This window comes from Ruegeria sp. BG7 (assembly GCF_056535685.1).
Map to the genome: position 1 here is coordinate 1,997,563 of NZ_JBQFIU010000001.1, position 19,118 is coordinate 2,016,680.

Sequence of the window (19,118 nt, forward strand, 5' to 3'; positions counted from 1 at the left end):
GTTCCGTTCAGGTATGATTCCTTATCACGCGAATTCTCTGGATCAAGCTATCTTTGGCATTGCGCACAATAGAAGGATGAGCGTCCCGATTGAGTGATTCTCTTAATTTTGGCACCACAGCCCTCGGTCCGACAAGGCTCACCCTCGCGTCCATAGACATCAAAGCTGTGTTGAAAATATCCAAGCTCTCCATCGGCTTGGCGGAAATCTCGCAAGGAAGAACCGCCCGCTTCTATGGCGTCCTGCAACACTTTCCGGATGATCGGAACCAATGCGGCAACACGTGATGCAGAAATCTGCCCGGCTTTGCGACGTGGCGACACCTTGCCGCGATAAAGCGCCTCGCAGACATAGATATTGCCCAATCCGGCAACGATTCCCTGATCCAGAAGTGCGGATTTGACCGGAGTGTTCCTGCCTTTGAAGGCCTCGATCAGATGGTGTTCGTGGAAGTCATTGCCCAGGGGCTCTGGCCCCAGAACCGACAGCAGCTTGTGGTCATCTGCCTTGGCCGTCGGCAACAGATCCATCGCTCCGAACCGGCGCGGATCATTGAAAGTGATGCGCGCGCCGTTGGCCATGTGGAACACGACATGATCGTGTTTCTCCGGCATCGGATGCGTATGCACGAACTGACCCAGCGGATCACCCGAAACCGTCATCCGCCCGGACATACCCAGATGGATTAGCAATGTCTCACCGCTGCTGAGATCTGCCAGAATGTACTTCGACCGCCGCCGCAACCGCTCAACCCGCTGCCCGGTCAACCGTTCTGCCATTCGATCTGGGAAGGGCCAGCGCAGATCGGGGCGGTTCACATCGGCCCGTTCTATCACCACCCCTTCCATAGCAGGACTCAGGCCGCGTCTTACTGTCTCGACCTCGGGCAATTCGGGCATTACACGGCTCCTAATCCAAAGGGCCGCATTGTGCCCGCCTCTTATGGCCCTATAACAGAGGCGAAATTCGACAAACGGCAAGGCAAATGTCCGACAAAAGCGACAAGACCACTCATTTCGGGTTCGAAACCGTACGCGAGGCTGACAAGGCCGGACGCGTGCAGGGCGTGTTCAACTCGGTCGCCTCGAAATATGACGTGATGAACGATGTCATGTCGATGGGCATCCACCGCGTGTGGAAGGATGCGATGATGGACTGGCTGGCGCCACGCCCCGGCCAACGTCTTCTGGACGTCGCAGGCGGTACGGGCGACATTTCTTTCCGCTTCCTCAAGCGCGCAGGCCATGGTCACGCCACCGTTCTGGATCTGACCGAACCGATGCTGGTCGAAGGCCGCCAACGCGCCGAGGCCGACCAGATGGCGGATAGCCTGAACTGGGTGGTCGGCGACGCCATGGCCCTGCCGTTCGAAGACAACACCTTTGACGTCTATACAATCTCGTTCGGCATCCGGAACGTGACCCGCCCGCAAGAAGCGCTGAACGAAGCGTTCCGCGTGCTGAAACCCGGCGGCCGCCTGATGGTGCTGGAATTCAGCCAGTTGCCCAATGACGGGCTGCAGAAACTCTATGATCTCTACAGCTTCAACGTCATCCCGCGCATGGGCAAGCTGATCGCCAACGACTTCGACAGCTATCAATATCTAGTGGAATCGATCCGCAAGTTCCCTGATCAAGAGACGTTTCTGGGCATGATCCGCACCGCCGGGTTCGAAAACGCCAAGTATCGAAACCTGAGCATGGGCATCGCCGCGCTGCATTCCGGCTGGAAGATCTGATGCGCGGTCCTCACAACATCATCCGCCTGATCCGCACAGGCGCCACTTTGGAGCGCACCGGTGCCATGAATGTGGTGCTGGACGCTTTTGAGGCTCCCCGGTCGCTGCGGTTTATTGCCCATGCGCTGGGCAAACCGTTCCAATGGCTGGGTTACAAGGGTGATCCCGATATGCCACCCGCCACGCGTGCTCTGACGGCGCTTGGCCCGGCCTACATCAAGTTTGGTCAGGTACTATCTACCCGCCCTGATGTTGTCGGCAACGAATTGGCCGAGCAGCTGCGCGTGCTTCAGGACAAACTGCCCCCCTTTTCCAAATCCGAAGCCATGGCCGAGGTGGAAAAGGAACTGGGCCAGCCTGTTGCCGAGATCTTTAGCGATTTCAGCGAACCCATTGCCGCCGCATCTATCGCGCAGGTCCATAAAGCCAAACTGGTCAGCACTGGAGAGGATGTAGCCGTCAAAGTCCTGCGCCCCAATATCGAACGCGCGTTCCGCAAGGATGTAGACGCTTTCTATTTCGCGGCCCGTATCGTACAGCTTTTCGCCCCCGGCGCGCGCCGCTTGCGCCCAATGGAGGTGATCGAACATTTCGATGGCGTTGTCCGTGGCGAACTTGATCTGCGGCTGGAAAGTTCTGCCGCATCGGAATACGCCGCCAACACTAAGGACGACGCCGGGTTCTGGTTGCCGCCCGTGGTTTGGTCGCTGTCTGCGCGTCGCGTGATGACACTCAGCTGGGCCGACGGTATCCCGCTGGGCGATAACGCAGCTCTTGACGCAGCAGGCCACAACCGCCGCGACCTGGCCGAACGTGTACTACGCCTGTTCCTGCTGCACGCCCTACGCGACGGCTATTTCCATGCCGACATGCACCAGGGCAACCTGAAGGTCGCCGCCAATGGCGATATCATCGCCTATGACTATGGCATCATGGGCCATATCGACGAATACACCCGCCGGGTCTATGCCGAGATCCTCTTTGGCTTTATCCGCCGCGACTACAAGCGCGTGGCCGAGGTACATTTCGAAGCAGGATATGTCCCCGCAAACCAGGACGTAGATGAATTCGCCCGCGCCCTGCGTGCAGTTGGCGAACCCATCTTCGGCATGGATGCTTCACATATCTCGATGGGCCGTCTGCTGAACTACCTCTTCGAGGTGACCGAACGGTTCGGCATGGAAACAAGAACCGAGCTGATCCTGCTGCAACGCACCATGGTGGTGGTTGAAGGCGTGGCGCGCTCGCTCGACGACCACATGAACATCTGGGAGGTCGCCCGCCCCGTGGTCGAAGACTACATCAAGCGATCTATCGGCCCTCGCGCCGCTCTACGGGATTTTGGGAAAACCGCGATGGTTCTTGCCCGTTTCGGCCCGCGCCTGCCAGCGCTGGTCGAAAACGCATTGATCGCCCAGACACAAAAAGACGACCAAAAGAACAATGGCCTCAGCGCGTATGTCCTGCCTGCCCTTCTCGGTGCCGGGTTTGGCGTAGCCGCAACTCTTATTGCCATAGCACTCAGCTAAGACAAACCGCCCGCTTCATCTGGCTAAAAATACCTTCGGGGGGAATTGCGCATGGCGCAATGGGGGGCAAACAGCCCCCCTGCTCCATTCTGGCTCAGAGCCGCTCGATGGCAAGGGCAATCCCCTGACCACCGCCGATACACATGGTGATCAAAGCTTTTGTCCCACCCGTACGCTCCAACTCGTACAGCGCCTTGAGGGTGATGATCGCGCCGGTCGCGCCAACCGGATGGCCCAGCGCAATGGCACCCCCGTTGGGGTTTACCTTGGCCGCGTCCAGACCAAGCTCCTGATTGACGGCCAATGCCTGTGCGGCGAAAGCTTCGTTGCTTTCGATTACATCGAAATCACCTGCCGACAAACCGGTCTTCTTGAACAGGTTTTGAACAGCCGGGACCGGGCCAATACCCATGACTTCGGGCCGCACACCCGCATGGGCACAACCAATGACGCGTGCTTTCGGTTTCAGACCCGCTTTTTCTGCCGCGTCCGCCGTTGCCAGAACCATCGCCGCCGCGCCGTCATTGATGCCCGAGGCATTCCCAGCCGTGACGCGCCCGTCTTTTTTGAACACTGGCCTCAAACCTGCCAGCGCCTCGGCTGTAGTCGCTTTTGGGTGTTCATCGACCTTGAAGTCGACCATCTCGCGCTTGACCTTAACCTGCAGCGGCGCAATCTGGCTTTCGAAAAAACCGCCCTCAATCGCCGCTGCCGCGCGGGTCTGGCTGGTTATTGCAAACTCATCCATCTGCTCACGGCTGATCTGATGTTCGTCTGCCACGTTTTCCGCGGTGACACCCATATGCCCTGTGCCAAACGGGCAATTCAGTGCGCCCAGCATCATGTCCAGCGAGGTAACATCGCCCATCTTCGCGCCCCAACGCGCCTGCGGCACGATGTAAGGGCTGCGCGACATGCTCTCGGCACCGCCCGCCACAGCAAATTCCGCATCTCCCAGCATTAGGGACTGCACGGCGGATACAATGGCCTGAGCCCCGGACCCACACAGACGGTTCACATTCATCGCTGGCGTACCGTTGGGGATACCCGCCTGCATCGCAGCCACGCGCGATAAATACATGTCGCGTGGTTCGGTGTTGATGACATGACCAAAGACAACGCTGCCGATCTGCGCGCCTTCAACACCCGAACGTTCAAGGGCCGCTTCGGTGGCAACAGTGGCCAGATCAATCGGAGCGGTCGAGGCCAAAGCGCCACCAAATGTGCCGATGGCGGTACGCGCACCATCCAGAATCACTACGTCAGTCATATTTTCTCCTCCAAAACCCGCGCGCATTATGCACTTGCAGCATGATCTTCAAATTAGACTCACTGTCACGCCCGGAATTGACATTACGTTGCGCAACACGCATGGATTCCGTCATGACGGAAAACACAGACGATATCCTGAACCTTCTACCTGCTCGCCTGAAAGAGGCACGCCGGGCAAAAGGACTGTCGCTTGAGGCGGTTGCCAACCTCAGCGGCGTTTCCCGGTCCATGGTCAGCCAGATCGAGCGCGGCGAAAGCAGCCCTACGATCTCGACCCTGTGGAATTTGACTCGCGCCTTGCAGGTGGATTTTGCCGGTCTGTTGGAAGGTGCAAAAGCCAGTGACCAGATCGAGGTTCTGCGAAGCTCTGAGGTCCCCAGTATCGATAATATGGGGCAGAACTGCCGGATTCGCATTCTGTCCCCACCAGAAGAAGCCGGAGGTCACGAGGTTTACGATATTGAGTTCGACAAAGATGGGGCTTTGAACAGCCAGCCCCATGCCCGCGGTGCGCGTGAACAGCTGACAGTTCTGGAAGGTTCGGTCCGGGTCACATCGGGCAGCGCTATCTCGGATCTCAGCCAAGGGGACACCGCCCGCTATGCCGCTGATATTGTGCATTCCATTTCAGCCAAAGGGCCCGCGCGGGTCTTTTTGATCGTAAAGAACGCATGATACCGGCGATTTTCCGCCTTCACGGATTTTTTTCCTTCATATTGTAATTCCCCTATTTGGGAAATTCATCCGCTATGTTAGATGTGCGACTCAGTTGAACGGAGGTCGCCATGGCAGATGCATTCTTGTCCCACATCACGGACACACTCGCGCAAATCGAATCCGAAGGTTTGTACAAGCGCGAACGAATGATCACCTCGCCTCAGGGCGGTGAGATATCCGTGGGCGGCAAGCAGGTGATCAACCTGTGTGCCAATAACTACCTGGGTCTGGCCGATCACCCCGTGCTGATCGACGCCGCAACGAACGCAATGGGCCCAAAAGGCTTCGGCATGGCGTCGGTCCGGTTCATCTGCGGCACGCAAGACATTCATCGCGAACTGGAGCAGAAGCTGGCCAAGTTCCTGAACAAGGACGATGCGATCCTGTTTGCTGCCTGTTTTGATGCCAACGGGGGATTGTTTGAGCCTTTGTTAGGGCCTGAAGACGCGATTATCTCAGACAGCTTGAATCACGCCTCGATCATCGATGGGGTGCGGCTGTGCAAGGCAAAGCGCTATCGCTATTTGAACAATGACATGAACGACCTCGAAGCCTGGCTGAAACAGGCACGCGAGGACGGGGCGCGACACATCATGATCGCAACGGATGGCGTGTTCTCGATGGATGGCTATCTGGCCAACCTGCCGAAGATTCGCGAACTGGCGGACAAGTACGACGCCATTGTCATGGTTGATGATTGCCACGCCACCGGCTTCATGGGGCCGAACGGTGCGGGCACGCCGGATCATTTCGGTGTTGATGTCGACATTCTAACAGGAACTTTGGGCAAGGCACTTGGGGGGGCAATCGGCGGTTACATCGCCGGGCCGCAGCCAGTGATCGACCTGCTGCGGCAGCGGGCGCGGCCCTATCTGTTCTCAAATTCGCTGCCGCCCTCCATCGTCGCCGCAGGGCTTGAGGCGATCCGTCTTGTAGAAGAAGGCGACATGCTGCGTGCTCAGCTGTTTGGAAACGCAAAATACTGGCGTGCCGGATTGGAGAAACTGGGGTTCGACCTGCTGCCCGGCGAACACCCGATCATCCCGGTGATGTTGGGCGAAGCGACGCTGGCGCAGGACATGGCGTCAAAGCTGTTTGATGAGGGTGTCTATGTCTCGGGTTTCTTCTTCCCGGTTGTTCCACGCGGACAAGCGCGGATCAGAACCCAAATGAATGCGGCTCTGACCAAGGATGAATTGGATCGCGCGCTGACCGCCTTTGGCAAAGTCGGCAAAGAACTGGGGGTGATCTGATGCACCCCAACACCATGAAGGCACTGGAAAAATCCAAACCCGAAGAAGGCCTGTGGATGGTGCAGGCCTCGGTGCCCGAGATCGGGCCGGAAGAGGTGCTGATCAAAATCAACAAAACCGGTATCTGCGGGACCGATATTCATATCTGGAACTGGGATGAATGGGCCTCTGCCACTGTGCCGGTTCCGATGATCACCGGCCACGAATTCGCCGGTGAGATCGTCGAGATCGGGCGCAACGTGACGGGGCTTGAGATCGGTCAGCGGTGTTCCGGAGAGGGGCATCTGATCACCACCGACAGCCGCCAGAGCCGCGCGGGCAAGTTCCACCTCGACCCCGGCACTCGGGGCATTGGCGTTAACGAACAGGGTGCTTTCGCGCAGTATCTCAAGCTACCTGCTTTCAATGTGGTGCCCTTGCCGGATGACGTTCCGGATGAAATCGGAGCGATCCTTGACCCGCTCGGCAACGCGGTGCACACCGCGCTGAGTTTCGATCTGCTGGGAGAGGACGTGCTGATCACCGGCGCGGGCCCGATCGGCATCATGGCCGCCGCCGTTGCGCGCCACGCCGGCGCACGCCATGTCGTGATCACCGATATCAACCCAGACCGCCTGAAACTGGCCGGGCATGTGGTGCCGACGCTGCGCACGGTTGATGTGTCCAACGAAGACCTGCAGGACGTCATCAAGGACCTTGGCATGAAAGAAGGCTTTGACGTGGGTCTCGAAATGTCTGGGTCTCAGGCTGCGCTGGACCAGATGGTTGAGGCATTGGTCATGGGCGGTAAGATCGCCTTGCTTGGAATTCCACCGGGAAAATCTCCGGTCGATTGGTCTCGTATCGTCTTCAAGGCGATCACCATCAAAGGCGTTTATGGGCGTGAAATGTTCGAAACATGGTACAAGATGATCGCCATGTTGCAGAACGGTCTGGATGTCAGCCGCGTCATCACACACCAAATGAAAGTCGATGATTTCGCTGAGGGTTTTGCCGCAATGAAATCTGGTCGGTCGGGCAAAGTGGTTCTGGACTGGACATGAGACTCTGGCCCTGCGCCACGTCACCCCCTAAACAGGGTGAAACAAAAGCGTTTGGAGGGGCACATGGGCGACAAGGACAGGTATCTGGAACGCGGGATCGAGGAGTCACTCGTTACCGATTTCGCGCAGACCCATCGCAAGAGCTATGGCGATTTTCTGCAGCTTAAGACCCTGCTGAATCTGCAAAAGACCTTTCAGGACCCTGCGCAACCCGATGAGATGCTGTTCATCATCATCCATCAGGTCAGCGAGCTGTGGTTAAAACTGATGCACCACCAACTGGTTGAGGTGCGTCATTACCTGCAACGAGACGAATTTGGCCCGGCGATGAAGAACCTCGACAGGGTCAAAGCAATCCAGCGCCAGTTGATTTCGGCTTGGGAAACGCTGCTGACCATGACGCCTGCCGATTACATGACCTTTCGACAGGCGTTGGGCAGTTCCTCTGGGTTTCAAAGCTATGGCTACCGTCAGATCGAATTCATTCTTGGAAACAAGGACGCAGCAACCCTGAAAGTACATGAGCATGATCCCGAAGTGATGGGGATGCTGAATGATGCCCTGACCAAACCGTCCCTTTACGACGAAGTTCTGTTCATGCTGGCCCGCCAAGGGTTCAATGTGCCCCAAGACCTGCTAGAGCGCGATTTTGCACAGCCCTATTCCGGCGACCCGCGTGTGGTGAAGATCTGGGTGCAGGTGTTTCAGGACGCTGGTACATATTGGGATCTCTACGCACTGGCTGAAAAGCTGATGGATGTGGAATCCCTGTTCCAGCGTTGGCGCTTTGATCACGTCACGGCGGTCGAGAGGGTGATCGGCAATCAACCCGGTACCGGCGGTTCCAGTGGCGTGTCGTTTTTACGCAAAGCCTTGGATCTGCGCTTTTTCCATGATCTCTACGATGTACGAACCGAATTGATGTATGCGGATCAGGAGTAAGCAATGCTGTATCGGGGGTTCACACAGGCCGAGTTGGATCAGGAGTATTCCCCCTCTTCAATGATCGGCGGAGACCTCACACCCTATCTGGACAGCTACGCCGCGCTCAGCGCACAACACCGCGCGCAGATGGAGGTGATCGGGAACATCTCTTACGGTGATGCAACCGCTCAGGTTCTGGATTTCTTTCCCGCAAAAGGGGCCGGTGCGCCGCTGCATGTCTTTATTCACGGGGGCTATTGGCAAGCCCTCAGCCAACGCGATTCGGCGATGATGGCACCTGCGCTGATCGAGGCTGAACAGTCGTTTGCGACCCTGAACTACACACTCGCACCAGATGCGCGGGTCGGAGAGATGGTCGAAGAATGCCGCGACGCATTGCTCTGGCTGGCAACCAATGCGTCTGATCTGGGTTTTGACCCATCGCGGATCACGTTGTCCGGGCACAGCGCCGGGGCGCAATTGGCAAGTATGGTCATGGCCAGTTCAGCCAACGACCTTGCCCGCGCGGGTTTGCGCGTGCGCGACGTGATCCTGATCAGCGGCGTTTATGATCTGGAACCGATCAGCCAGACGCCGATCAATGACCCGCTGCAACTGACCCCGGTCGAGGTGAACGACCTGTCGCCCATCCGCCACCTGCCGCCCCCCGGCCCGCGCTATCACGTGACAGTGGCGGAAAGGGACACACCCGAGTTCATCCGCCAGAGCCGGGATTATGCGGAACTGCTGCGCAAGGCCGGGCATTCGGTCAGTTTCGATTTGAAGAAAGGGATGCAGCATTTCGACATCATCATGCATCCGGGGACGTTTTTGCCCGAGGCTCGATAGTCAAGGATATCGGACGTCGACCAGATTTGCCCCTTTCGCCGAAGTCCAAGTTGACAAACAAGCACCGAGGTTTTGCCAGAGATGGGGATGTCGGCTCAGAGCCCACAGGTGTCGACAGCTTATACCGTTGCGACCCTGCCCAACGACCAAAAAAATCGATAGACGCGTGCCCTGGATGGCAAGGGGCGCCTGGGCGTTGTTCCTGCCAGATGAGCCGTCACAAGGCATAGGCAAATATTGAAATAAGAAACCTGCTGCGGCATTGTCCAGCCTATGGAATTTCTGGACTTCGGACATAACCCTTGGTTGGTGGTTACATCGTTCGTTGTGGCGCTTGTTGCAGGTGCTACGGGATTGTCTTTGACGAGAGATTTGTCCGAAAAGTCGCTTTCACAACGCAGGTTGGCCATCGCGTTGGGTGCCATTGCTTTGGGTGGCGGTATTTGGTCGATGCACTTCGTAGCTATGCTTGGCCTAAAGCTGCCCATCCTGTTTTACTATGACGCAGCAATCACGCTCGCATCCGCGCTTATTGCGATCCTTATGGTCGCCCTGGCACTTGTGCTTTTGCATTTCACTGAGCGTTCCAGGGGGATCATCATTGCCGCCGGAGCAATCGTAGGCGCGGGCATCTTGGCGATGCACTATGTCGGAATGGCTGGCATGCAGCTTTGCAAGCCCGTTTATACCCTGCAAGGTGTGCTCGGGTCGTCGGTATTGGCTATTGTCCTTTGCATTCTCGCTATCGGCATTGCGTATAATGAGCGTTCCAACAGGACCATCGCGATCGGCACACTGTGTTTCGGCGTAGCCGTCTTTTCAGTGCATTTCCTGGCCATGGCGGGAACCAATTTTGTGGCCTTGCAAAACATCCGAGAGTTTGGGCCCGTCATCAGCAACGAAGTCATGGCCGTTGGAGTGATCCTATCAAGTTTTATAATCTTCGGCGCATTCTTGTGGGTCGGCACAACTTATCTTGTGCCTACGCAAGCTACAAAGATCTCGACGATGGACGTCGCCCACGATGAGCCTTCACCAGACCAGACCTCGCCCATTCGTATCCCTTGTGAAAGAGACGGAGGCAAAGTCTTTATCGCCGCGCCGGACGTTGTATTTGTCAGGGCGGATGGTCACTACACGCAGGTCTACACCCGAACGGAAAAGTACTTTTGCGTCTGGCCGATCACTGAAGCGGTTAAACGGTTGGAGCCAACTGGTTTCTTGCGCGTGCACCGCAGCTATATCGTGAACCCCAAAAAGGTCTCGCGGTTTGAACGGACCAAAGACAAGGGACAATGCACCTTTGGTGAAGCCGATCTTCCCCCGGTACCGGTCAGTCGATCGAACCTGAAAGCAGCACTGACCGCCTTCGGGTAACGTTCGGTATCCCCGGCGGCGCAACTCGTGCGTCCTGAGGCGCATTTCGTGCAAAATTAGCGAAAACAAAGTGTTTTCTCGGGTCAAACACCCCACCGCGCGCGAGCTTCTCTAGCAGCCAGAACAGTTGCTGCAGGGAGGAGAGGCAATGATTCCAGCTGCCTTTGAATACTATAGACCAAAGGATTTGGCGGATGCTCTGTCCGTTTTAGTGGAGCATGGAGATGACGCACGCGTGCTCGCAGGGGGGCACAGTCTGATACCCATGATGAAGCTCCGCATGGCCGAAGTGCCACATCTGATCGACTTGCAGGATTTGGAGGGTTTGAGCGGCATATCCATTGAGGGGGATAGCGTCCGCATTGGCGCGATGACAACGCAACACGATATCATCGACAACGCTCAATTGGCGGCAGTAGCTCCGATCATGCGCGAGGCCTCATTGCAGATCGCTGACCCGCAAGTGCGCTACATGGGCACGGTTGGCGGCAATGTTGCCAACGGCGACCCGGGCAATGACATGCCGGGCTTGATGCAGTGCCTGGACGCGACCTTCACCTTGGTCGGCCCGGACGGTGAACGCAAAGTCGCGGCCCGCGATTTCTACGAAGCGGCTTATATGACTGACCGTGAGGATGAAGAGATCCTGACAGCGGTGGAGTTCGATGCGCCAAAGGGCGGGTACGCCTATGAAAAGCAAAAGCGCAAAATCGGCGACTACGCCACCGCGGCTGCTGCGGTCCTTTTGACTAAGGAAGGTGTGGCTTGCACCTCGGCTTCCATCGCGATGACCAATCTGAGCGATACACCAGTTCATTCTGAAAAAGCTGGTGCTGCCCTTGTCGGCACGTCTGTGGATGATGCGGCAATCAAAGCGGCCGTGGACGCCATGTTGGACGACATCGATCCAACACAGGACAACCGCGGTCCCATCGAATTCAAACGTCACGCAGCGGCGATTATCCTGCGCCGTGCGATCGAAAACGCCTGGGCCAGAGCCTGAGGAGAGAGATCATGTCAAAGAAGAAACATTTCACTCTTACCGTGAATGGTGAGGAGCAAGAGTTCCTGGCTGAACCGCGCGAACTGCTTATCCACACCCTGCGCGAAAGGCTGCGCAAGACCGGTCCGCACATTGGCTGTGAGACCTCGCATTGCGGCGCTTGCACCGTGACCATGAACGGCAAATCGGTAAAGTCCTGTACCGTGTTTGTAGCGCAAGCTGACGGTGCCGAAATCACCACTATCGAAGGGCTTGGTAACCCTGACAGCCTGCACGTGTTGCAGGAAGCGTTCAAAGAACACCACGGTCTTCAATGCGGCTTCTGCACACCGGGTATGATCACCCGCGCATCCAAGCTTTTGGAAGAAAACCCGAACCCAACCGAGGAAGAGGTGCGCTTTGGCATGGCGGGTAACCTCTGCCGCTGTACCGGGTATCAGAACATCGTCAAATCTATCCTCGCTGCCGCGGCCGAGATGAACTCTGCGAAGGAGGCGGCACAATGAACAAGGAACTGACCCGCGAAGAACGCGCCGACGCGCTAGGAGGAATGGGTTGCAAACGCAAGCGCGTTGAAGATGCCAGGTTTACCCAAGGCAAAGGCAATTATGTCGACGACATCAAACTGCCCGGCATGCTGCATGGTGATTTCGTGCGTTCGCCCTATGCCCACGCCAAAATCGTTTCGATCAATGCCGAGGCCGCATTGGCGCTGGACGGCGTTATTGCTGTACTGACGGCCGAAGACCTCGCCCCTCTTGGTCTGCACTGGATGCCGACGCTGGCTGGCGACAAACAGATGGTTCTGGCTGACGGCAAAGTGCTTTTCCAAGGTCAGGAAGTGGCATTTGTGGTGGCAAAGGACCGTTACATTGCAGCCGATGCAGTGGAGCTGGTCGAAGTTGAGTATGAAGAACTCCCCGTTTTGACCGATCCCTACGCAGCCTTGGAATCCGACGTGGTTCTTCGCGAAGACCTGATGGGCGAAGGTGGAGCGATTCCAGATGGGGCCCACGGCCCCCGTAAACACCCTAACCACATCTTTACCTGGGAAGTCGGCGAGAAGGACGCGACCGAGCAGGTAATGGGGGAGGCAGACGTGGTCGCTGAAGAGATGGTGTATTACCATCGCACGCACCCATGCCCGCTCGAAACCTGTGGCTGCGTGGCCTCAATGGATAAGGTCAACGGCAAGCTCACGCTGCATGGCACGTTCCAGGCGCCTCACGCTATCCGCACCGTGGTTAGCCTGATCTCGGGCATTGAAGAGCACAACATCCGCGTGATCTCGCCCGACATTGGCGGCGGCTTTGGCAATAAGGTTGGGGCTTACCCCGGCTATGTGTGCTCGGTCGTGGCATCGATTGTCACCGGCGTTCCGGTGAAATGGGTCGAGGACCGTATGGAAAACCTAATGACCACCGCCTTTGCCCGTGACTACTGGATGAAAGGTAAGATCAGCGCCACCAAAGAGGGTAAGATCACAGGTCTTTGGTGCCACACGACAGCAGACCACGGCGGTTTTGACGCCTGTGCCGACCCGACCAAGTTCCCGGCTGGGTTTATGAACATCTGCACCGGGTCTTACGACATCCCGACCGCGTATTTGGCAGTGGACGGCGTCTACACCAACAAGGCGCCGGGCGGGGTCAGCTATCGCTGCTCCTTCCGTGTAACCGAAGCCGCCTATTTCATCGAACGCATGATCGAGGTTCTAGCGATAGAGCTGGACATGGACGCGGCCGAACTACGCCGGATCAACTTCATCAAGAAAGATCAGTTCCCCTATCAGTCCGCGCTTGGGTGGGAATATGACTCGGGCGACTATCACACTGCTTGGGATAAGGCGCTAAAGGCTGTCGACTACGAAGGGCTGCGTGCAGAACAAGCTCAACGGGTCGAGGACTTCAAGGCGGGCAAAACCCGAAAGCTGATGGGCATTGGCCTGACGCATTTCACCGAAATCGTCGGCGCTGGACCCGTCAAAAATTGCGATATCCTCGGCCTCGGCATGTTCGACAGTTGTGAAATCCGCATCCACCCGACCGGCTCAGCGATCGCACGCCTTGGCACCATCTCGCAAGGCCAGGGCCATGCCACGACCTTTGCGCAGATCCTCGCAACCGAGATCGGTCTGCCGGCAGACAGTATTACCATCGAAGAAGGTGATACGGATACTGCGCCCTACGGTCTTGGAACATACGGCTCGCGCTCGACGCCGGTAGCCGGTGCCGCGACCGCGATGGCTGGGCGCAAGATCCGCGCAAAGGCTCAGATGATCGCGGCCTACCTGCTGGAAGTGCACGACGATGATGTTGAATTCGACGTGGATCGTTTCGTGGTTAAAGGCGCGCCTGAAAAGTTTAAGACGATGAAGGAAATCGCCTTTGCCGCCTACAATCAGGCCATTCCGGGCATCGAGCCGGGGCTGGAAGCGGTCAGCTACTATGACCCGCCGAACATGACCTATCCCTTTGGCGCCTATGTCTGCGTGATGGACATCGATGTGGACACCGGTGTGACCGACATTCGCCGCTTCTATGCGCTGGATGACTGTGGCACCCGCATAAATCCGATGATCATCGAGGGCCAGGTGCACGGTGGTCTGACCGAGGCGCTGGCCGTCGCTCTGGGGCAAGAGATCGCCTATGACGAAATGGGCAACGTCAAGACTGGCACGCTGATGGACTTCTTCCTGCCGACCGCATGGGAAGTGCCGAATTACGAGACCGATCACACGGTTACCCCCAGCCCGCACCACCCAATAGGTGCCAAGGGTGTCGGCGAAAGCCCCCATGTGGGCGGCGTGCCCTGTTTCTCCAACGCGGTGAATGACGCCTTCCGTGCTTTCGGCCTGCGTCACACCCATATGCCGCACGATCACTGGCGGATCTGGAAGACAGCAAACGAACTGGGCCTTCACGGCTAAGCTTCTGGCGCGCGCAGCAGGGATGGCGGCGCGCGCCTTTTAAACCACTTGAGGCTCTGATGACCTGGACCGATCTCCAATCTGCACTTGTAGAACAGAACTACGTCGCCTCAGACGATCTGGCGGTGTCGCTGCATTTGGCTTTGTCATTGCACCGTCCTCTACTGCTGGAAGGTGCAGCGGGCGTGGGAAAAACCGAGGTTTCCCGAGTACTGGCCGCGGCTCAGAACACGCAATTGATCCGTCTGCAATGTTATGAAGGTTTGGACGCCTCTCAGGCAATCTATGAGTGGAATTACCAACGGCAACTCCTGGCGATCCGTGCGTCCTCTGAAGCAGGCGAGACCGGCAAGGCGGTCGAGGATCGGATATTCTCGCGCGAGTATTTGTTGGAACGCCCCTTGCTGTCGGCGATCACGCAAGACGTTTCTCCAGTTTTGCTGATCGATGAAATTGACCGCGCAGACGAAGAGTTCGAAGCCTTCCTGCTCGAGATCCTTGCCGATTACCAAATCACGGTGCCAGAACTTGGCACCATCAAAGCCACCACCGTGCCAACAGTTATACTAACCTCGAATGGCACCCGCGACTTGTCGGACGCGCTAAGGCGCCGCTGCCTTTTCGCTTATGTCGATTATCCTGACAGGACGACGGAACTCGCGATCCTGAAGGCCCGTTGTGCTGGGATTGAAGCGCTGCTGGCCGATCAGGTGATCGGGTTCGTCCAGGCGTTGCGCAAGGAAGAGCTGGAGAAAGTGCCCGGAATCGCGGAGACACTGGATTTTGCCGCCGCTCTTATGGGGTTAGGGATTGCCGATCTAACGGAAAACCCGGCAGCCCTCCAAGCCACACTCACGACACTTTTAAAAACTCAGGGCGATCGCGCACATATCACCACCGAAGTGGCACAACGCATTGCGGGGAAGGCCGCATGACCCGCGTAACCCGCTTTGCTGGCCGAGATCCCGGCGCCACAGCGCGTATGGCGGGGTTCCTGGCCCATTTGCGAGAGAATGGCCTGCGCCTTGGCGTGCAGGAAACCGAAGCGGCTCTGGCGGCCTTGACCCATGTTGAGGCAGCCAACCCCTCAGAGGCGAGATGCGCCCTCAAGGCGGTCTGCACGGGATGCAAGGACGACGCGCAGAGGTTTGATTTGCTGTTCGACAGTTTCTGGATGGATGCTGGTCGCGTGCGAACAAAGGTCATGCCGAAAATATCGGCCCCTACCAAGGGCGACGACAGCGTACATTCGTCACGAGATGCCAAAGGAGAAGACGTTGGAGGCGCTGGCGATGCGACAGCGCCGGACGGAGGTGAAGGTGATGCGGAAAGCAATGGCGACGGCAAGCTGATCGCCACCGAGATGCGAAACCTGTCCCGGCGCGACCTACGTGAGCTGGTACGGGCGGAAGAGATTTCCGAGGCCGAAGAGGTTGCCCGCCGCCTCGGACAAGCGCTGCGCGACCGCCGCTCCCGCCGTCGCATCGCTGCCCGTAAAGGGGACCGCCTGCATTTCCGCAAAACAATCCGGCGCAGCCTGGCAACAGGGGGCGAACCCATCCGACTCATTAAGCGCAAACGCCCTGATCGTAGCCGCAAAATCGTAGCCCTATGCGATGTTTCCGGCTCTATGACCGTATATGCGCAAGTGTTCCTGGCCTTTTTGGCCGGCCTGATGCGCGGAGATCCAACCGCCGACGCGTACCTGTTTCACACACGCCTCGTGCGGATAACCGAAGCTTTACGCGATAAGGACGCCATGCGCGCCATCGGACGGATGTCCTTGATGGCGGATGGGTTCGGCGGAGGCTCCAAAATCGGGGAAAGCCTGGACCGTTTCGCGGCTACATATGCGCGTCGGTTCGTCGATGGTCGTTCGGTCGTGATGATTCTTTCGGACGGCTATGACACCTCTTCCCCTGACCACATCGACGCCGCGTTGACCAAGTTGCGCAAACGCGGCTGCCGCATTCTTTGGCTGAACCCTCTCAAAGGCTGGCGCGACTATGCGCCCGTCGCTGCGGGCATGAAAGCAGCATTGCCTCATTTGGACCGCTTTTATGCAGCCAGCACTTTGGCGGACCTCGCCGCGTTGGAGAAGGAGCTGGTATCGCTATGACCCCCGCTGAGTTGTTTTCTTCAGACCTGGCAGAAACAGCCCTGTCCCTGCGCGCCAAGGAACAACCTTTTGCCTTTGCCACAATCGTGCGCACTGCGGGAACCACTGCAGCTAAACCCGGCGCAAAGGCAATCATAGGTGCGGATGGCACTATCTTGCATGGGTTTCTTGGCGGCGGCTGCACCCGTGGCGCTGTGAGGCGAGCCACCTTGGAGGCTCTCGAAACCGGCGCACCTAAACTTGTGTCGGTCGCGCCGGAAGATTTTTTAAACGATATCGGCGTCAGTGCCGGAGCAATGATGGAGGGCGTACTCTATGCGCGCAACGGTTGTCCCTCTCGTGGTACCATCGACATCTTCATTGAGCCTTGTCTTCCGATGCCAGAGTTAACAGTACTTGGGAACTCGCCGGTCGCAGAGGCTTTGGCACAAATCGCACCACATTTTCACTGGTCGATCACGCGTGCCCTTGATGGAAAGAGTGCACTTGGAAAGATGAGCGCGGTCGTCGTTGCGACGCAAGGGCAGGGCGATCTGGACGCCTTGCGCGACGCGCTTGCGTACGATGCAAACTATGTCGCCTTTGTCGGCAGCAAGAAGAAGTTCGCTGCCCTGTCTAAAAAGCTCTCTGAAGCCGGTGTGCCCGAGATCACACTTGCGACCGTCTCAGCCCCAGCCGGTTTGGACATTGGTGCTGTCACGCCAGAAGAAATCGCGCTCTCCATTCTGGCGGAACTGGTCACCGTGCGCAGGAATTCCGAAGAAAGAGATCCAAATGCGTAAACTTTACAAAATCTTAACTCGTATCTTCAAGCCCTCTAGTGAGCAGGCTGAGGTGCTTGCAAAGATCAAATACCCCTGTTGCTGAACAAAGGAAGGAACCGCCATGGAACTGGCTGACGAAATTCTCATCGATGCCCCGCGCGACGTGGTTTATGCAGCGTTGAACGACCCCGAGATACTGAAACGCTGTATCCCCGGGTGCGAAGAGCTGATCAAGAAGTCTGAAACGGAACTTGAAGCCAAAGTTGTTCTTAAAGTTGGACCCGTGAAAGCGAAATTCAGCGGAGATGTGGTCCTTAAAACCGACGGCGCGCCAGAGACATTTTCGCTGGAAGGCCAAGGCAATGGTGGCGCAGCTGGCCATGCAAAAGGCGGCGCTGACGTAACTCTGACCGAAAATGGCTCTCAGACCATTCTGCGCTACGAAGCCAAAGCCGTGATCGGCGGTAAGTTGGCGCAACTTGGAAGCCGTCTTATTCAGAGTACAGCCAAGAAACTTGCGGCCAAGTTCTTCAAATCCTTTGCAGACGTCATGTCGGAAGAACCTGTTGCTTGACCCTCACGTTTATCTGGGCGAAGAGATGGAGGAAACCGCATGACCCTTCTCTTTGCCATATCAACGGAAAGCTGCGCCCTTTGTCGCGCCTAACCTCCATAAACGAAAAGCTGATCGAAGATTGGCTGGATGCCGCAGAGTGATACTGGCCCACGCGGACCTATTTTGATCGACATTTGTTTTATGTCTATTGGGACGTCCTATGACAATCATCCGGACCTTAATCTTCTTAGCCGGCTGGATTTACGCCATTTCTCAGTTTGGATTTTTTCTTGGTGTTTCGCTTGGCTGGATACCCGCCTTGCTGTTTGCATGGATTATTGAAACCGTGCTGGTTTTTGTGCTGGTCGTAGTTGCTTCCGCAATGCCCCAAAAGAAAGCCTCTATCTCAGCCCAGCCAATAAAGACCGACGCGGTTAGTACAGAATTTCTGTCCGAACGCCGTTTTTTCTCAATTGATGGTTCATTGCGCGAAGCAAGAAGACTGTTCAAGCGATGGAGCCCATATTTTCTGACAATTGCCTTACTTTGCGGTGCTTGTTGGTTGGTATCTGTTGTTTTCCAGAATGAATACTCTGGTGCATGTAAACGGGTGTTTGAAACGCGGATCGAACTTATGGAAATTCAAGCATCCTATATAGGCAATGGCATCGACCTAAGTGACCTCGATGGCTTTAGCTATGGCGTGCTTTTGTATAAATACGGCGGTGAAGTTGCGAATAATAGCTATCGTTACCTGAACGTTGAGCAAGATGCCATTTACGCCGAACAACGCCTCGAATGGCCTTACCTTTGCCCGTTGACACATCCATCGATGGTTGCTGATTGTGTCAGGCAGTCGCGCGGGCTTGCAAAAGGGTTAGTCTGTTGATGCTTATCGCGAATTGTACCACAGCATGCCGATTTTTAGGGTCGTTTGGCTGAGCATGTAGCGGCAAGCTGCGATTAGGCCCATTTATTGGCGTACAACAATGAAGTGCCTACAATCGGTCCGATCGAGTGTTTTCGACTAAGTATTCATTGCAGC

General features: G+C 56.8%; 18 protein-coding genes. 16 read left to right on the forward strand and 2 right to left on the reverse strand.

Annotated features, from left to right (window positions below; all coding sequences use genetic code 11):
* Nucleotides 1-47: 47 nt before the first annotated feature.
* On the reverse strand, nucleotides 48-899 hold the full coding sequence (mutM, locus tag ACR3EH_RS09920) for a bifunctional DNA-formamidopyrimidine glycosylase/DNA-(apurinic or apyrimidinic site) lyase (protein ID WP_171648593.1): 852 nt from the start codon (nucleotides 897-899) through the stop codon (nucleotides 48-50).
* Between the two features lie 86 nt (nucleotides 900-985).
* On the opposite strand from mutM, the gene ubiE reads away from it, so the two are divergent.
* Nucleotides 986-1,738, forward strand: coding sequence for a bifunctional demethylmenaquinone methyltransferase/2-methoxy-6-polyprenyl-1,4-benzoquinol methylase UbiE (gene ubiE / locus ACR3EH_RS09925; protein WP_171188069.1), 753 nt, complete (start codon nucleotides 986-988; stop codon nucleotides 1,736-1,738).
* Complete coding sequence (gene ubiB, locus ACR3EH_RS09930) at nucleotides 1,738-3,267, forward strand: 2-polyprenylphenol 6-hydroxylase (protein WP_171188070.1); 1,530 nt, start codon at nucleotides 1,738-1,740, stop codon at nucleotides 3,265-3,267. Before ubiE ends, ubiB begins: the two co-directional genes overlap by 1 nt.
* Nucleotides 3,268-3,361: 94 nt before the next feature.
* Here the strand turns inward: ubiB and ACR3EH_RS09935 are convergent, their stop codons facing one another.
* Nucleotides 3,362-4,537 (reverse strand): acetyl-CoA C-acyltransferase family protein, encoded by a 1,176-nt coding sequence (locus tag ACR3EH_RS09935; protein WP_171676416.1) that lies wholly within the window; start codon nucleotides 4,535-4,537, stop codon nucleotides 3,362-3,364.
* Between the two features lie 113 nt (nucleotides 4,538-4,650).
* On the opposite strand from ACR3EH_RS09935, the gene ACR3EH_RS09940 reads away from it, so the two are divergent.
* From ACR3EH_RS09940 to ACR3EH_RS10005, 14 genes are all read left to right on the forward strand, one after another.
* Nucleotides 4,651-5,214 carry a helix-turn-helix domain-containing protein gene (locus tag ACR3EH_RS09940; RefSeq protein WP_171096511.1) on the forward strand — a complete coding sequence of 188 codons (564 nt, stop codon included), beginning with the start codon at nucleotides 4,651-4,653 and terminating at the stop codon, nucleotides 5,212-5,214.
* 110 nt (nucleotides 5,215-5,324) lie between these two features.
* The gene (locus ACR3EH_RS09945; protein WP_171676414.1) at nucleotides 5,325-6,509 is read left to right on the forward strand and encodes a glycine C-acetyltransferase; all 1,185 of its coding nucleotides are present in this window, start codon (nucleotides 5,325-5,327) and stop codon (nucleotides 6,507-6,509) included.
* Nucleotides 6,510-6,523: 14 nt separating this feature from the next.
* Nucleotides 6,524-7,552: an L-threonine 3-dehydrogenase gene (gene tdh / locus ACR3EH_RS09950; RefSeq protein WP_171648608.1), complete on the forward strand. Its 1,029-nt coding sequence runs from the start codon at nucleotides 6,524-6,526 to the stop codon at nucleotides 7,550-7,552.
* A gap of 63 nt (nucleotides 7,553-7,615) precedes the next feature.
* Entirely contained in the window at nucleotides 7,616-8,494 is an 879-nt protein-coding gene (locus tag ACR3EH_RS09955; RefSeq protein ID WP_171648582.1) for a tryptophan 2,3-dioxygenase, read from the forward strand.
* A 3-nt stretch (nucleotides 8,495-8,497) separates the two neighbouring features.
* Nucleotides 8,498-9,325 (forward strand): alpha/beta hydrolase, encoded by an 828-nt coding sequence (locus ACR3EH_RS09960; RefSeq protein ID WP_171648580.1) that lies wholly within the window; start codon nucleotides 8,498-8,500, stop codon nucleotides 9,323-9,325.
* Nucleotides 9,326-9,598: 273 nt separating this feature from the next.
* Nucleotides 9,599-10,702, forward strand: a complete 1,104-nt coding sequence (locus ACR3EH_RS09965; RefSeq protein WP_171188079.1) for an MHYT domain-containing protein — start codon at nucleotides 9,599-9,601, stop codon at nucleotides 10,700-10,702.
* Nucleotides 10,703-10,850: 148 nt separating this feature from the next.
* Nucleotides 10,851-11,705, forward strand: coding sequence for an FAD binding domain-containing protein (locus tag ACR3EH_RS09970; RefSeq protein ID WP_171648578.1), 855 nt, complete (start codon nucleotides 10,851-10,853; stop codon nucleotides 11,703-11,705).
* Between the two features lie 11 nt (nucleotides 11,706-11,716).
* Nucleotides 11,717-12,211 carry a (2Fe-2S)-binding protein gene (locus ACR3EH_RS09975; protein ID WP_152457016.1) on the forward strand — a complete coding sequence of 165 codons (495 nt, stop codon included), beginning with the start codon at nucleotides 11,717-11,719 and terminating at the stop codon, nucleotides 12,209-12,211.
* Nucleotides 12,208-14,634, forward strand: coding sequence for an aerobic carbon-monoxide dehydrogenase large subunit (locus ACR3EH_RS09980; protein ID WP_171188082.1), 2,427 nt, complete (start codon nucleotides 12,208-12,210; stop codon nucleotides 14,632-14,634). The genes ACR3EH_RS09975 and ACR3EH_RS09980 overlap by 4 nt, the downstream gene beginning before the upstream one ends.
* A 59-nt stretch (nucleotides 14,635-14,693) precedes the next feature.
* Nucleotides 14,694-15,569, forward strand: coding sequence for an AAA family ATPase (locus tag ACR3EH_RS09985; RefSeq protein WP_171188084.1), 876 nt, complete (start codon nucleotides 14,694-14,696; stop codon nucleotides 15,567-15,569).
* Complete coding sequence (locus ACR3EH_RS09990; protein WP_171188086.1) at nucleotides 15,566-16,753, forward strand: vWA domain-containing protein; 1,188 nt, start codon at nucleotides 15,566-15,568, stop codon at nucleotides 16,751-16,753. Before ACR3EH_RS09985 ends, ACR3EH_RS09990 begins: the two co-directional genes overlap by 4 nt.
* Entirely contained in the window at nucleotides 16,750-17,535 is a 786-nt protein-coding gene (locus ACR3EH_RS09995) for an XdhC family protein (RefSeq protein WP_171676412.1), read from the forward strand. The genes ACR3EH_RS09990 and ACR3EH_RS09995 overlap by 4 nt, the downstream gene beginning before the upstream one ends.
* A 103-nt stretch (nucleotides 17,536-17,638) precedes the next feature.
* Nucleotides 17,639-18,091, forward strand: coding sequence for an SRPBCC family protein (locus ACR3EH_RS10000; RefSeq protein WP_171188091.1), 453 nt, complete (start codon nucleotides 17,639-17,641; stop codon nucleotides 18,089-18,091).
* Between the two features lie 202 nt (nucleotides 18,092-18,293).
* Nucleotides 18,294-18,962, forward strand: coding sequence for a hypothetical protein (locus ACR3EH_RS10005; RefSeq protein WP_171676411.1), 669 nt, complete (start codon nucleotides 18,294-18,296; stop codon nucleotides 18,960-18,962).
* The last annotated feature ends 156 nt before the right edge of the window (nucleotides 18,963-19,118 follow it).

Excerpts from the sequence above, each read along its gene's own strand:
- ACR3EH_RS10005 (WP_171676411.1), top strand. The coding sequence starts at position 18,294 with ATGACAATCATCCGGACCTTAATCTTCTTAGCCGGCTGGATTTACGCC.
- ACR3EH_RS09985 (WP_171188084.1), top strand. The coding sequence starts at position 14,694 with ATGACCTGGACCGATCTCCAATCTGCACTTGTAGAACAGAACTACGTC.
- ACR3EH_RS09970 (WP_171648578.1), top strand. The coding sequence starts at position 10,851 with ATGATTCCAGCTGCCTTTGAATACTATAGACCAAAGGATTTGGCGGAT.
- ACR3EH_RS09960 (WP_171648580.1), top strand. The coding sequence starts at position 8,498 with ATGCTGTATCGGGGGTTCACACAGGCCGAGTTGGATCAGGAGTATTCC.
- ACR3EH_RS09965 (WP_171188079.1), top strand. The coding sequence starts at position 9,599 with ATGGAATTTCTGGACTTCGGACATAACCCTTGGTTGGTGGTTACATCG.
- ubiE (WP_171188069.1), top strand. The coding sequence starts at position 986 with ATGTCCGACAAAAGCGACAAGACCACTCATTTCGGGTTCGAAACCGTA.
- ACR3EH_RS10000 (WP_171188091.1), top strand. The coding sequence starts at position 17,639 with ATGGAACTGGCTGACGAAATTCTCATCGATGCCCCGCGCGACGTGGTT.
- ACR3EH_RS09995 (WP_171676412.1), top strand. The coding sequence starts at position 16,750 with ATGACCCCCGCTGAGTTGTTTTCTTCAGACCTGGCAGAAACAGCCCTG.
- mutM (WP_171648593.1), bottom strand. The coding sequence starts at position 899 with ATGCCCGAATTGCCCGAGGTCGAGACAGTAAGACGCGGCCTGAGTCCT.
- ACR3EH_RS09945 (WP_171676414.1), top strand. The coding sequence starts at position 5,325 with ATGGCAGATGCATTCTTGTCCCACATCACGGACACACTCGCGCAAATC.
- ACR3EH_RS09990 (WP_171188086.1), top strand. The coding sequence starts at position 15,566 with ATGACCCGCGTAACCCGCTTTGCTGGCCGAGATCCCGGCGCCACAGCG.
- tdh (WP_171648608.1), top strand. The coding sequence starts at position 6,524 with ATGAAGGCACTGGAAAAATCCAAACCCGAAGAAGGCCTGTGGATGGTG.
- ACR3EH_RS09975 (WP_152457016.1), top strand. The coding sequence starts at position 11,717 with ATGTCAAAGAAGAAACATTTCACTCTTACCGTGAATGGTGAGGAGCAA.
- ubiB (WP_171188070.1), top strand. The coding sequence starts at position 1,738 with ATGCGCGGTCCTCACAACATCATCCGCCTGATCCGCACAGGCGCCACT.
- ACR3EH_RS09940 (WP_171096511.1), top strand. The coding sequence starts at position 4,651 with ATGACGGAAAACACAGACGATATCCTGAACCTTCTACCTGCTCGCCTG.
- ACR3EH_RS09980 (WP_171188082.1), top strand. The coding sequence starts at position 12,208 with ATGAACAAGGAACTGACCCGCGAAGAACGCGCCGACGCGCTAGGAGGA.
- ACR3EH_RS09935 (WP_171676416.1), bottom strand. The coding sequence starts at position 4,537 with ATGACTGACGTAGTGATTCTGGATGGTGCGCGTACCGCCATCGGCACA.
- ACR3EH_RS09955 (WP_171648582.1), top strand. The coding sequence starts at position 7,616 with ATGGGCGACAAGGACAGGTATCTGGAACGCGGGATCGAGGAGTCACTC.